The 13316-nt window shown below is 66.9% G+C and carries 11 protein-coding genes; 8 read left to right on the plus strand and 3 right to left on the minus strand.

What is annotated here, in order from left to right; all coding sequences use genetic code 11:
- The 8 genes from topA to BRAS3809_RS03770 form a co-directional block, all read left to right on the plus strand.
- Positions 1 to 2688 (plus strand): type I DNA topoisomerase (topA, locus tag BRAS3809_RS03735; protein WP_052523344.1); only part of this gene is annotated, 2688 nt, incomplete at its 5' end.
- Between the two features lie 4 nt (positions 2689 to 2692).
- Entirely contained in the window at positions 2693 to 5065 is a 2373-nt protein-coding gene (gene rnr / locus BRAS3809_RS03740; protein WP_008960773.1) for a ribonuclease R, read from the plus strand.
- A complete protein-coding gene (locus BRAS3809_RS03745; RefSeq protein WP_008960774.1) occupies positions 5062 to 5505 on the plus strand; it encodes a DUF983 domain-containing protein in 444 nt (147 codons plus the stop codon). The genes rnr and BRAS3809_RS03745 overlap by 4 nt, the downstream gene beginning before the upstream one ends.
- 42 nt (positions 5506 to 5547) lie before the next feature.
- Complete coding sequence (locus BRAS3809_RS03750; RefSeq protein ID WP_008960775.1) at positions 5548 to 6306, plus strand: NUDIX hydrolase; 759 nt, start codon at positions 5548 to 5550, stop codon at positions 6304 to 6306.
- 42 nt (positions 6307 to 6348) lie between these two features.
- Positions 6349 to 7683: an amidohydrolase gene (locus BRAS3809_RS03755; RefSeq protein WP_008960776.1), complete on the plus strand. Its 1335-nt coding sequence runs from the start codon at positions 6349 to 6351 to the stop codon at positions 7681 to 7683.
- A gap of 336 nt (positions 7684 to 8019) precedes the next feature.
- Positions 8020 to 9354 carry an LLM class flavin-dependent oxidoreductase gene (locus tag BRAS3809_RS03760; protein ID WP_008960777.1) on the plus strand — a complete coding sequence of 445 codons (1335 nt, stop codon included), beginning with the start codon at positions 8020 to 8022 and terminating at the stop codon, positions 9352 to 9354.
- A gap of 110 nt (positions 9355 to 9464) precedes the next feature.
- A complete protein-coding gene (gene rpmG / locus BRAS3809_RS03765; protein ID WP_008960778.1) occupies positions 9465 to 9632 on the plus strand; it encodes a 50S ribosomal protein L33 in 168 nt (55 codons plus the stop codon).
- A gap of 232 nt (positions 9633 to 9864) precedes the next feature.
- Positions 9865 to 11217 (plus strand): globin-coupled sensor protein, encoded by a 1353-nt coding sequence (locus tag BRAS3809_RS03770; RefSeq protein ID WP_008960779.1) that lies wholly within the window; start codon positions 9865 to 9867, stop codon positions 11215 to 11217.
- A gap of 14 nt (positions 11218 to 11231) precedes the next feature.
- Here the strand turns inward: BRAS3809_RS03770 and BRAS3809_RS03775 are convergent, their stop codons facing one another.
- From BRAS3809_RS03775 to BRAS3809_RS03785, 3 genes are all read right to left on the minus strand, one after another.
- A complete protein-coding gene (locus tag BRAS3809_RS03775; protein ID WP_008960780.1) occupies positions 11232 to 11462 on the minus strand; it encodes a hypothetical protein in 231 nt (76 codons plus the stop codon).
- A 92-nt stretch (positions 11463 to 11554) separates the two neighbouring features.
- Positions 11555 to 12247: an aspartate/glutamate racemase family protein gene (locus tag BRAS3809_RS03780; protein ID WP_008960781.1), complete on the minus strand. Its 693-nt coding sequence runs from the start codon at positions 12245 to 12247 to the stop codon at positions 11555 to 11557.
- A 350-nt stretch (positions 12248 to 12597) separates the two neighbouring features.
- Positions 12598 to 12999 (minus strand): DUF1127 domain-containing protein, encoded by a 402-nt coding sequence (locus BRAS3809_RS03785; protein ID WP_008960782.1) that lies wholly within the window; start codon positions 12997 to 12999, stop codon positions 12598 to 12600.
- Between the last annotated feature and the right edge of the window lie 317 nt (positions 13000 to 13316).

Genomic DNA, 13316 nt, shown 5'->3' on the forward strand with positions numbered 1-13316 from the left:
GTTCTGGCCTCTTTCGGCCATGTCCGCGACCTCCCGGCGAAGAACGGTTCCGTCGATCCGGAAGAAAATTTCCGGATGATCTGGGAGGTCGACCCCAAGGCGGCCGGCCGACTCAACGACATCGCCAAGTCGCTCAAGGGCGCCGACCGCCTGATTCTCGCCACCGACCCTGATCGCGAGGGCGAGGCGATCTCCTGGCACGTGCTGGAGGTCATGAAGGAGAAGCGCGCGCTCAAGGATCAGAAGATCGAGCGCGTCGTCTTCAACGCCATCACCAAACAGGCCGTCTCCGAGGCGATGAAGAACCCGCGCCAGATCGACGGCGCACTGGTCGACGCCTACATGGCGCGCCGCGCCCTCGATTACCTCGTGGGCTTCACCCTCTCTCCGGTGTTATGGCGCAAGCTGCCGGGCGCGCGCTCGGCCGGCCGCGTGCAATCGGTGGCGCTGCGCCTCGTCTGCGATCGCGAGCTCGAGATCGAGAAGTTCGTCCCGCGCGAATACTGGTCGCTGATTGCGACATTGGCGACGCCACGCGGCGACACCTTCGACGCCCGCCTCGTCGGCGCCGACGGCAAGAAGATCCAGCGGCTCGACATCGGCACCGGCGCGGAAGCCGAAGACTTCAAGAACGCGCTGAACGCCGCGACCTACTCGGTCGCGACCGTCGACGCCAAGCCGGCGCGGCGCAATCCGCAGGCGCCGTTCACGACCTCGACCCTGCAGCAGGAGGCGAGCCGCAAGCTCGGCTTCGCCCCCGCGCATACGATGCGCATCGCGCAGCGGCTCTATGAGGGCATCGACATCGGCGGCGAGACCACCGGACTCATTACTTATATGCGAACCGACGGCGTGCAGATCGCGCCCGAGGCGATCACCCAGGCGCGCAAGGTGATCGGCGAGATCTACGGCAACAGATACGTGCCGGACAGCCCGCGCCAGTACCAGACCAAGGCCAAGAACGCGCAGGAGGCCCACGAGGCGATCCGCCCGACCGACCTGTCGCGCAAGCCGGCCGAGCTGCGCAAGCGGCTCGATGACGACCAGGCCAAGCTCTACGAGCTGATCTGGACCCGCACCATCGCGAGCCAGATGGAGTCCGCCGAGCTGGAGCGCACCACCGTCGACATCGTCGCCAAGGCGGGCGGCCGCACGCTGGAGCTGCGCGCCACCGGCCAGGTGGTCAAGTTCGACGGCTTCCTCGCGCTCTACCAGGAGGGCCGCGACGACGAGGAGGACGAGGACAGCCGCCGCCTGCCGCAGATGAGCCAGGGCGAGGCCTTGAAGCGCCAGAACCTCGCGGTCACCCAGCACTTCACCGAGCCGCCGCCGCGCTTCTCCGAGGCCTCGCTGGTCAAGCGCATGGAGGAGCTCGGCATCGGCCGGCCCTCGACCTATGCCTCGATCCTCGATGTGCTGAAGGCACGCGGCTATGTGAAGCTCGAGAAGAAGCGGCTGCATGGCGAGGACAAGGGCCGCGTCGTCATCGCCTTCCTGGAAAACTTCTTCCGCCGCTATGTCGAGTATGATTTCACGGCGGATCTCGAAGAGCAGCTCGACCGCATCTCCAACAACGAGATCGCCTGGCAGCAGGTCCTGAAGGATTTCTGGACCGGCTTCATCGGCGCCGTCGACGAGATCAAGGATCTGCGCGTGGCGCAGGTGCTCGACGCGCTCGACGAAATGCTCGGTCCGCACATCTATCCGCCGCGCGAAGACGGTGGTGACGTCCGGCAGTGCCCGACCTGCGGCACCGGCCGGCTCAATCTCAAGGCCGGCAAGTTCGGCGCCTTCGTCGGCTGCTCCAACTATCCGGAGTGCCGCTACACCCGGCCGCTCGCCGCCGACAGCGAGGCCGCGGCCGATCGCATGCTCGGCCAGGATCCGGAGTCGGGCCTCGAGGTCGCCGTCAAGGCCGGACGGTTCGGGCCCTACATCCAGCTCGGCGAGCAGAAGGACTATGCCGAAGGCGAGAAACCGAAGCGCGCCGGCATTCCGAAGGGCACGCAGCCCTCCGACGTCGATCTCGATCTGGCGCTGAAGCTGCTGTCGCTGCCGCGCGAGATCGGCAAGCATCCGGAGACGGGCCTGCCGATCACCGCCGGCCTCGGCCGCTTCGGGCCGTTCGTCAAGCACGACAAGACCTATGCGAGCCTGGAAGCCGGCGACGAAGTCTTCGACATCGGCCTCAACCGCGCGGTCACGCTGATCGCCGAGAAGGTCGCCAAGGGTCCCAGCAAGCGCTTTGGTGCCGATCCCGGCAAGGCGCTCGGCGACCATCCGTCGCTCGGCCCGGTCGCCGTGAAGGCCGGCCGCTACGGCGCCTATGTCACCGCTGGTGGAGTCAATGCCACCATTCCCGGCGACAAGGAAAAGGACACGATCACGCTTGCGGAGGCGATCGCGCTGATCGACGAGCGCGCCGCCAAGACGGGAAGCAAGGGCGGCGGTAAGCCAAAGGCGGCAAAGAAGGCAGCCAAGCCCAAGGCCGCCGCCAAGCCGAAGGCCGGCGGCGACGACGACTCGCCGAAGCCGGCGAAGAAGGCCGTTGCGAAGAAGGCCGCGGCCAAGCCGAAATCAGACTCCACCAGCAAGGCGCGTGCGCCGGTTGCCAAGGCCGCCAAGACATCGGCGAAGCCAGCGACCAAGGCCACGCCCAAGAAGAGCGCCGGCAAGGCCCGCGGATGAGAAAATGACCAAAAAGCGCGACATCGGCTTCCCTCCGCGGGAGGCCATCGTCGCCTTCATCCGCGCCAATCCGGGCAAGGTTGGCACCCAGGACATCGCCCGCGAATTCGGCCTGAAGAACGCCGATCGCGCAGCCCTCAAGCAGTTGCTGCGCGAGCTCGTCGCCGACGGCACCGTCAAGAAGAGCGGCCTCAAGAAGGTCGTCGAGCCCGCAACCCTGCCGGCGACCCTGGTCGCCGACATCACCGGCCGCGACAGCGATGGCGAGCTGATCGCAAAACCCGCCGAGTGGGACGAGGCCGAGCAGTCCGAGCCGCCGCGCATCCGCATCCACACCCCGCGTCACGCCCGGCCCGGCGCCACCGCCGGCGTCGGCGATCGCGCGCTCATCCGCGTCGAGCCGATCAGTGATGCCGAGGGCATCGCCTATCGCGGCCGCGTGCTGAAGGTGCTCGACCAGGCGCGCAACCGCGTGCTCGGCATTTTCAAGAGCACGCCCAACGGCGGCGGCCGCCTGATCCCCGTCGACAAGAAGCAGGCGGGACGTGAGCTGTCGATCGCCCCTGGCGACACCAAGGAGGCGAAGGACGGCGATCTCATCAGCGTCGACCTCGTGCGCGGCCGCGGCTACGGCCTGGCCGCGGGCCGCGTGAAGGAGCGCCACGGCTCGGTCGCGACCGAAAAGGCGATCAGCCTGATCGCGATCCACGCCCACGAGATCCCGATGGCGTTCTCACAGGCTGCGATCGCCGAAGCCGAAGCGGCGCAGCCCGCGACCTTGAAGGGCCGCGAGGACTGGCGCGAGCTGCCGCTGGTCACGATCGATCCGCCCGATGCCAAGGACCACGACGACGCGGTTCATGCCGAGCCGGATCCCGATCCGAACAATGTCGGGGGCTTCATCCTCCACGTCGCGATCGCCGACGTCGCCTATTACGTGCGGCCGGGATCGGCGCTCGATCGCGACGCGCTGATCCGCGGCAATTCTGTGTACTTCCCCGACCGCGTCGTGCCGATGCTGCCCGAGCGCATCTCCAACAATCTGTGTTCGCTGGTGCCGGGCGAGGCGCGCGGCGCGCTCGCGGTGCGCATGGTGATGGGCGCCGATGGCCGCAAGCGCTCGCACTCGTTCCATCGCGTGCTGATGCGCTCGGCCGCCAAGCTCTCCTACGCGCAGGCGCAGGCGGCCATCGACGGCAAGCCGGATGACGTGACGGGTCCCCTGCTCGAGCCGATCCTCAAGCCGCTCTACGCCGCCTATGAGGTCGCCAAGCGCGGCCGCGATGCGCGCGATCCGCTCGACCTCGACCTTCCCGAGCGCAAGATCCTGCTGAAGCCGGACGGCACCGTCGACCGCGTCGTCGTGCCGGAGCGGCTCGATGCGCACCGGCTGATCGAGGAGTTCATGATCCTCGCCAACGTCGCCGCGGCGGAGGCGCTGGAGAAGAAGGCATTGCCCTTGATCTACCGCGTGCATGACGAGCCGACGGTGGAGAAGGTGCATGCGCTGCAGGACTTCCTGAAGACGCTCGACGTGCCCTTCGCCAAGTCGGGCGCGCTGCGGCCGTCGCTGTTCAACCGCGTGCTGACCTTGGTCGCCGGCCAGGACTACGAGCAACTCGTCAACGAGGTCGTGCTGCGCTCGCAGGCGCAGGCCGAGTATTCCTCGGAGAATTACGGGCATTTCGGCCTCAATCTGCGCCGCTACGCGCACTTCACCTCGCCGATCCGCCGCTATGCCGACCTCGTCGTGCATCGCGGCCTGCTGCGAGCGCTCAACCTCGGCGACGGCGCCCTGCCCGACAGCGAGACGCCGGATCATCTGGCGGAAGTCGCGGCGCAGATCTCGGTGACCGAGCGGCGGGCGATGAAGGCCGAGCGTGAGACCGCCGACCGGCTGATCGCCCATCACCTCGCCGACCGCGTCGGCGCCACCTTCCAGGGCCGCATTTCCGGCGTCACGCGCGCCGGCCTGTTCATCAAGCTCGACGACACCGGCGCCGACGGCCTGGTTCCGATCCGAACCCTCGGCACGGAATATTTCGACTATGACGAGGTCAGGCACGCGCTGATCGGCCAGCGCAGCGGTGCCATGCACCGGCTGGGTGACGTCGTCGACGTGCGTCTGGTAGAAGCTCAGCCGGTGGCCGGCGCGCTGCGGTTCGAGCTGCTGACACAGGCCGACGTGCTGGTGTCGCGGCATCCGCGCGGCGCGGGGCCGAGGCGCAAGAATACCGTCAAGGCGAAAGCCAAGGCAACGCGGGCCAAATCCGAGGCTCGTCCCAAGCATAAAGAAAAAAGCCGCCAGAAAAGCCAGAAGGCAAGCGCAAAACGCAAGCCCGGTACCTCTAAGAAAGGCCAATCATGGACGCCATGAGCCCAACGCCCCGCGTATTGCCGCAAACCTGGACGCGCGACACCGGCCTCGCCGAGAAGCGCGACGTGTGGACCGCGATGAAGCGCGGCATGCTCGGGCGTTGCCCGCGCTGCGGCGAGGGCAAGCTGTTCCGCGCCTTCCTCAAGGTCGCTGACAAGTGCAACTGCTGCGGCCAGGATTTCTCCGGCCATCGCGCCGACGATCTGCCGGCCTATCTCGTCATCGTCATCGTCGGCCATATCATCGTGCCGCTGGTGCTGTCGGTGGAAACCAACTACGCGCCGCCGATCGCGCTGCAGCTCGCGGTGTATCTGCCGGTGACGTTGATCTCCTCGCTGGCCTTGATCCAGCCGGTCAAGGGCGCCGTCGTCGGGCTGCAATGGGCGCTGCGCATGCACGGCTTCGACGACACCCCGGCCGAAGGCATTCCGCCGGTGTAAGCGATCAATCGGACGCAACTAACAAGAAAAAGCGGGGAGGACATGAGCGAGACGGCACAGACGACCAGCGCGCCGGCGGGCAAGCCCGCCGAGAAGGAAGCGGACCACCACCCCTACACCAAGCCGCGCGATGCCGCGACCCTGATCCTGGTCGATCGCAGCGGCGCGGTGCCGAAGGTGCTGGTCGGCAAGCGCCACGACAAGGTGGTGTTCATGCCCGGCAAGTTCGTCTTCCCCGGCGGCCGCGTCGACAAATCAGATCACCGCATCCCCGTCGCCGCTCCGATGCCGGCCGAGCTCGAAGCCAACCTGTTCAAGGGCAAGCCGCAGACATCGGCGTCGCGCGCGAAATCGCTGGCCGTCGCTGCGATCCGCGAGGCCTGCGAGGAAACCGGCCTCTGCCTCGGACGCAAGGTCGACGGCCCCGCCCCGAAGCTGGAGGGGCCCTGGACGCCCTTTGCTGAAGCGGGCCTGCTGCCCGATCCCTCCGGCCTGTTCCTGATCGCCCGCGCCATCACCCCGCCCGGCCGCATCAAGCGCTTCGACACCCGCTTCTTCACGGCCGATGCCTCCGCCATCACCCACCGCGTCGACGGCGTCATTCATGCCGATGCCGAGCTGGTCGAACTGGTCTGGGTCGAGCTCGGCTCCAAGCCGCTCGCCGACCTGCACCCGATGACCAAGAACGTGCTCCACGAACTCGACAAGCGCTTGGCCACCGGCCCGCTGCGCCACGACGCCCCGGTGCCGTTCTTCCACTTCTACGGCGGCAAGATGCAGAAGGACGTGCTGGGCGGATGAGGCAAACGGTATTAGACTGACTGCGTCATTGGGAGCCAATCCATGAAGCGGTCTTTCAGTCGTCTGCTCGCGTCGCTTGCTCTGCTCGCTCTTCCCACAATGCCGGCTCATGCCGAGCTCGACGTCCCCACCCTGAAGAGCAGCATCGCCGCGTCGCTCGAACGCGACTATCCCGCGCTCGACGTGCTCTACAAGGATCTGCACGCCCATCCCGAGCTTGCGTTTCAGGAGGTGAAGACGGCGGCCAAGCTTGCCGAGGAGATGCGCGCGCTCGGGTTCGACGTGACGGAAAAGGTCGGCAAGACCGGCCTCGTCGCGCTCTATCGCAACGGCGATGGCCCGACGATCATGGTGCGCACCGAGCTCGATGCGCTGCCGATGGAGGAGAAGACCGGCCTGCCCTATGCGAGTCGCGACAAGGCCAACTGGAACGGGCGCGAGACCTTCGTGGCGCATAGCTGCGGCCATGACGTCCACATGGCGAGCTGGATCGGCACGGCCAGGACGCTCGTCGGCCTGAAGGACAAGTGGAAGGGCACGCTGATGTTCATCGCGCAGCCGGCCGAGGAGACGGTGGCAGGCGCCAAGGCCATGATCGACGACGGGCTGTTCACCCGCTTTCCGAAGCCCGACGTCGGCTTCGCCCTGCATGATGGCGGCTTCGGCCATGGCTACGTCTCGTATCGCGTCGGTATCGGCTCATCCAATCAGGACGGCCTGCTCATTCGCTTCCATGGCCGCGGCGGCCACGGCTCGGCGCCGCAGACCACGATCGATCCGGTGATGATGGCCGCCCGCTTCGTCGTCGACGTGCAGAGCGTGATCAGCCGCGAGAAGGACCCGACCGAGTTCGGCGTCGTCACCGTCGGCGCGATCCACAGCGGCACCGCCGGCAACATCATCCCGGACGACGCCGTCGTGGTCGGCACGATCCGGAGCTTCAAGCCGGAAGTGCGGGCCAAGATCCTCGCCGGCGTCGAGCGGACGGCGAAAGCAGTGGCCATGATGGCCGGCGCGGCGCCGCCCGACATCGATCTCGCCGAGGGCGCCAAGGCCGTCATGAATGATGCGGCGGTCGTCTCCGCGGCCGAGCCGGTGCTGAAGGCCGCGTTCGGCGACAAGTTCAGGACGTCGCCGCCGGGCACGGCGAGCGAGGACTATTCGGAATACGTCAAGGCCGGCGTGCCCTCGATGTTCTTCAACATTGGTGTCTACGATTCTGACCGCGTCGCCGCCGCCCGCAATGGCGGCCCTCCGCTGCCCTCAAACCACTCGCCACTGTTCGCACCGGTGCCGAAGCCGACGATCGAGACCGGCGTCACCGCGATGACGCTTGCCGTGCTCTCCGCCTTCGACGCACGTGCACGGGGGCATTAGTCCGTTCGGCAGGTCATGAGACGCGCGGTGGGGCTCCTACAAGCGGTGTCGTTCCTACAAGCGGAGTCGTCCCGGCGAAAGCCGGGACCCATGTCGCGGAATCTCTCTTTGGCCCCGATAGTCGAGACTTTGCTGCCTCAAACGTCCTTCACGGAGTATGGGTCCCGGCTCAAGGCCGGGACGACACCCCTTGCTGGGTGACCTGCGTTGCCTCATGACAGAATGAGCGTGCTACGCACGGCTCCAAAAACGAAATCGTGTTCTGCCGCCGCGTGCTGACGCGGATCGCGCGAGTTCCTATCTGCTCAGGAGATCAACCATCCTCGGATGCCCCTCATGGCCCCTCGTCAACTCAAGCTCGGCGCGTTCATGCGCCCGGTCTCGATCCACACCGGCGCGTGGCGCTATCCCGGCGCCTGGCCGGATGCGAACTTCAATTTCGGCCACCTGAAGCAACTGATCCGCAAGCTCGAGGCCGGCAAGTTCGACGCCTTCTTCATGGCCGATCATCTGGCCGTGCTGAACATGCCGATCAATGCGCTCAAGCGCAGCCACACCGTGACGTCGTTCGAGCCGTTCACGCTGCTGTCGGCGCTGTCGGCGGTGACCGAGAACATCGGCCTGATCGCGACGGGATCGACCACCTTCGACGAGCCCTATCACGTCGCCCGCCGCTTCGCCTCGCTCGACCACATCTCCGGCGGCCGCGCGGGCTGGAACATCGTCACCACCTCGAATCCGGATGCGGCGCTGAATTTCGGCCTCGACGATCACATGGAGCATGCCGAGCGCTACAGGCGCGCCCGCGAGTTCTACGACGTCGTCACCGGCCTGTGGGATTCCTTCGCCGACGACGCCTTCGTGCGCGACGTCGAGAGCGGGCTGTTCTTCGATCCCGACAAGATGCATGTGCTCGACCACAAGGGCAAATATCTCAAAGTGCGCGGACCGCTGAACATCGCCCGCCCGGTGCAAGGCTGGCCGGTGATCGTGCAGGCCGGCGCGTCGGAGGACGGCAAGCAGCTCGCGGCCGAGACGGCGGAGGCCGTGTTCACCGGCGGCGGCAGCCTCGCGGATGGACAGAAGCTCTATGCCGACATCAAGGGCCGCATGGAGACGGTCGGCCGCAACCCGGAGCATCTGAAGATCCTGCCCGGCGCCTTCGTCGTGGTCGGCGACAGCGACGCGGAGGCCAAGGAGAAGCGCGCTTTGCTGGATAGCAAGGTGCACTACGACAGCGCCATCGCCTCGCTCTCGGTCATCCTCGGCACCGATGCCTCCGGCTTCGATCCGGACGGCCAGCTGCCGCCGATTCCCGAGACCAATGCCTCCAAGAGCGGCCGGCAGCGCCTCGTCGACGTCGCCGCGCGCGACAAGCTGACGGTCCGGCAGCTGGCGCAGCGCGTCGGCGGCTATGGCGGGCTCGCCTTCGTGGGCTCGGCGAAAACCATCGCCGACCAGATGCAGGACTGGCTGGAGAGCCGCGGCTGCGACGGCTTCAACATCATGTTCCCGTTCCTGCCCGCCGGCCTCGGCGACTTCGTCGACAAGGTGATTCCCGAGCTGCAGCGCCGCGGGATCTTCCGGACCGAGTACGAGGGCCCCACCTTGCGCGACAATCTCGGCCTGCCCCGGCCGGAAAACCGCTTCTTCCCGGCCAGGCAGTCTTAGAATCTGGCCCGGCAACCTTGACTTTGGGGGCTGGCTGGGTAGGTTGCCGGCCAACGGCGCCCCCTCTTTGGCCGGCGTCCACCCCCGATTCCATTGCAGAGGTTCAAGACATGGCCAAAGCGGTCACCATCAAGGTCAAGCTCGTGTCGTCGGCCGACACCGGCTTTTATTACGTCGCCAAGAAGAATTCGCGCACCATGACCGAGAAGATGGTCAAGAAGAAGTATGACCCGGTCGCGCGCAAGCACGTCGAATTCCGCGAAGCCAAGATCAAGTAAGCGCTGAATCAAGATCGCGGACGATACGACTTCGACGGGGCCGTTTCGGCCCCGTTTTTTATTGGCCAGGACTGGCTTTCCCCCGATCGACGGCCCTCCGGTAACATTCTCCGCCCAGTTGAAATTCGGGTTCCCGCCGTAAGGAACCATCAACCAAACCCGTGCAATCCTGGGGTAACGAGGCACCCCGCAGCGCGGCCTCCCCTTGCGTAGATTGACCGGCGGACCAGCGATGACCGATCTGACGACACTCCAATCCCGTCTCGACTTCATCGGCATCGACACCGCGACCCGGGAGCATCTGCGCGAGCTGCGGCCGCTGATCGGCAAGGTGCTGCCCGGCCTGCTCGACAAGTTCTATGCCCATGTCGGCAAGGTGCCGTCGCTGGCGAAGATGTTCGCCAGCCAGGCCGCGATGCGGCACGCCCACAAGGCCCAGCTCGACCACTGGATGTCGCTGGCGACGGCCAAGTTCGACGGCGACTACGTAAAGTCGGTGACGCGGATCGGCCAGGCCCACAACCGGATGGGGCTGGAACCGCGCTGGTACATCGCCGGCTATTCGCTGATCGTGACCGGCTTGCAGCAGGCCATCGAGACCGAGCTGCCGGACGGCTGGTTCGCCGGCCAGGCCGCGCGCGAGAAGAAGGCGGCGTTGCAGGCGGCGATCACCAAGGCGGCGATGATCGACATGGATCTGGCGCTTTCGGTGTATCTCGACGCCGCCAAGACCGAGCAGCACGTCGTCATGCAGCGCATGGCCGACGAGTTCGAATCCACCGTCGGGCAGATCATCAACAAGGTGCATGCCGACGCACGCACGCTCGAGGTCTCGGCAAACACGCTGAGCAGGACCGCCGAGCAGACCCAGCAGCTGTCGACCGGCGCCGCCGCCGCCTCCGGCCAGGTCTCGGCGACCGTGCAGTCGGTCGCATCGGCCGCGGGCGAGATGACGTCCTCCGTCCACGAGATCGGCCGCCGCGTCACGGAATCCACCAGCATCGCCAAGGAAGCGGTCCGCCAGATCGAGCAGACCGACGACGGAATCAGCGAGCTGTCGCGCACCGCCGAGCGCATCGGCGACGTGCTGAAGCTGATCACCTCGATCGCCGCGCAGACCAATTTGCTCGCGCTGAACGCCACCATCGAGGCGGCGCGCGCCGGCGAAGCCGGCCGCGGCTTCGCGGTGGTCGCCTCCGAGGTCAAGGCGCTGGCCTCGCAGACCGCCAAGGCGACCGAGGAGATCGGCCAGCAGATCGAGGGCATCCAGAACGCGACGCAGGCCTCCGTCGCGTCGATCAAGCAGATCGGCGGCACCATCCAGCAGATCTCGGAGATTGCGGCGGGCATCGCCGCCGCCGTCGAGCAGCAGGGCGCCGCCACCGGCCAGATCTCGCGCAACGTGCATGAAGTCGCGGGCGGCACCGCCCGCGTCGCCGGCAATATCGGCGAGGTCAGCAAGGGTGCCGACGCCACCGGCTCGGCCTCCTCGCAGGTGCTCGCGTCGGCGCACTCGCTGTCACGCGAGAGCGATCATCTCAAGGATGAGCTGGAGAAGTTCCTGCGCAAGGTCCGCGCCGCGTAAGGGCGCGCGACGCACTACATGCCATGGCTCTGGAACACCGCCGAGCAGCGCTTGCTCAGCTTCTGCCGGTTCTGCGTCAGGCAGTTCTGGACCGCGAAATCGTCGCCGAGCTGACTGCGGCAGAAGCGCTTGGCGTCGGGCGCGCACGCCTTCTGCTCCTGCGGCGTACCCATATGGCCCTGGGCCAGAGCGAGCGACGGCAGAACGGTCAGCGACACGGCAACGGCAAACATCAGCTTGGTCATCGGGGCTCCTCCTTGGGCCCGGGACAAACGCCGGCGGCGGCGGGCAGTTCCGGCATGATCGCGTTCCGATCACGCAGTCTCTGCGCGGAGGACTAGGACGCCATCGCCCGTGACAGCGCGGCGCGGGCCAGCAATCGCGTCGAGTCGAGCGTCGGCAGGGGCGAGTTGGCGTCGTCGATGATCAGGGGGATCTCGGTGCAGCCGAGCGCGACGGCGTCGCAGCCCCGCGCCGCGAGCCGCGCGATGACCGCCTGAAACGCGGCGATCGATGACGGCGCGAAGCGGCCCTGGACGAGCTCGTCCATGATGATGCGGTTCGCCGCGATCCGGTCGGAATCGTCAGGACGCTCGAAATTCAGGCCGTGCGCACGGAGGCTGTCGGGATAGACATTGCTGTCGATCAGCCATTTCGTGCCGGTGATGCCGATCCGTCGGAAGCCCCGTCTGACCGCCTCCTTCGCGACCTCGTCGGCGATGTGCAGCCATGGCAAGGGCGAGTGCGGCAGGACGAGCGGCAGGGCCTGATGGATGGTGTTGTCGGGACAGATCAGGAAGTCGGCTCCCGCCGCGGCGAGCTTGCGCGCCGAGGTCAGCATCAGCTCGGCGACCCCTGCGAGATCGCCGCGATCCAGGCAGGCGACGTAGTCGGCGAGCGACGGCGTGTGCATCGACACTTCGGGATGGGCGTGCGGCCCGAGCCGGTCGGTCCCCTCCTTGCAGATCGTGCGATAGCAAAGTGCCGCGCCCTCGGCCGAGCAGCCGACGATGCCGATATGCTGCGTCATGCGCCGCCTCATCCTCGCGCCTCATGCTCCCTTGGGTGTCGTGCATGATAGCGCGAAACGCGACTCGGCGTGAGCCGCCATTTGCGACGCGCGCGATCACCGCCGCACCGATCCGCCTGCGCACATGGTGGTGGAGAGACGCGCCGGATCTCTCCTCCGTCATTGCGATTGCAGCGAAGCAATCCAGAGTCTCTCCCGCGGAAAGATCCTGGATTGCTTCGCTGCGCTCGCAATGACGCTGTGGCAGCCAGCGAGCCCTCCAAAGACGCGCGTGATCTCAGCAGGCCGCGCCAGAGCAGATCATGCAGATCCGCCCCGGCGACGGCCACCGGACATCCAGCACGTCGCAATCACATCACGCCGCGCGACATCATCAGCTGCGCCGTGTTGTCCTTCAGCTTCTCGAGTGCGCGATACGCGGCGATGTGCTCGATGTCGGCGCGATCGACGCCGATATCGATCAGCTGCGCCTCGCTCAGATCGACCAATTGGATCCGCATGCGCCGCAGCCGGCGGCCGTCCTGAAACGCCTGCCAGAGTCGCGCGAACAGGCCCGGCCGACCTGGCGCGCCCGGCGGCGCGGCGGCGTCCTTCTCGGATATGGCGTCGCGCAGCACCGTGATGGACGCAACTGGACGCGGCGCGGCTGGCACGTCGCGCGCGGCGCTGGTCGCGACGGCAATCGGACGATCGAGGCCGAGCAGCGCGGCATTGCGCGCGATCTCGGCAGTGAGGTGGGTCTGAGGTGGCATCGGTCGCTCCTGCTGGGTGATGCCGGCAGGGAGCGTGGCCAAACAAAAGGCCCCGTCCGATGCCGGCGGGGCCTGGTGGAATGATCGTGTCGTCGAAATCCTAGCGCACGACTCCTCCCACGGCCCGGCTGCAGCGAGTCGTATGTTTGCGGTTGGAGCGGCGCACGACGTTGATCATGGTTCACGAATAGCACGGAGATTGATCGAGATCAAGGTATGTAGTTCCTCGCGCGCAGCCGAGCACCCATGCGCCAAGCTCGACCATTGCCGCATCCGCTCGCGCGATCGCCCGGATGGATACGCTCGGTCTCTCCTCG

It is taken from the genome of Bradyrhizobium sp. STM 3809 (assembly GCF_000239795.1).
Taxonomy (GTDB): Bacteria; Pseudomonadota; Alphaproteobacteria; order Rhizobiales; family Xanthobacteraceae; genus Bradyrhizobium.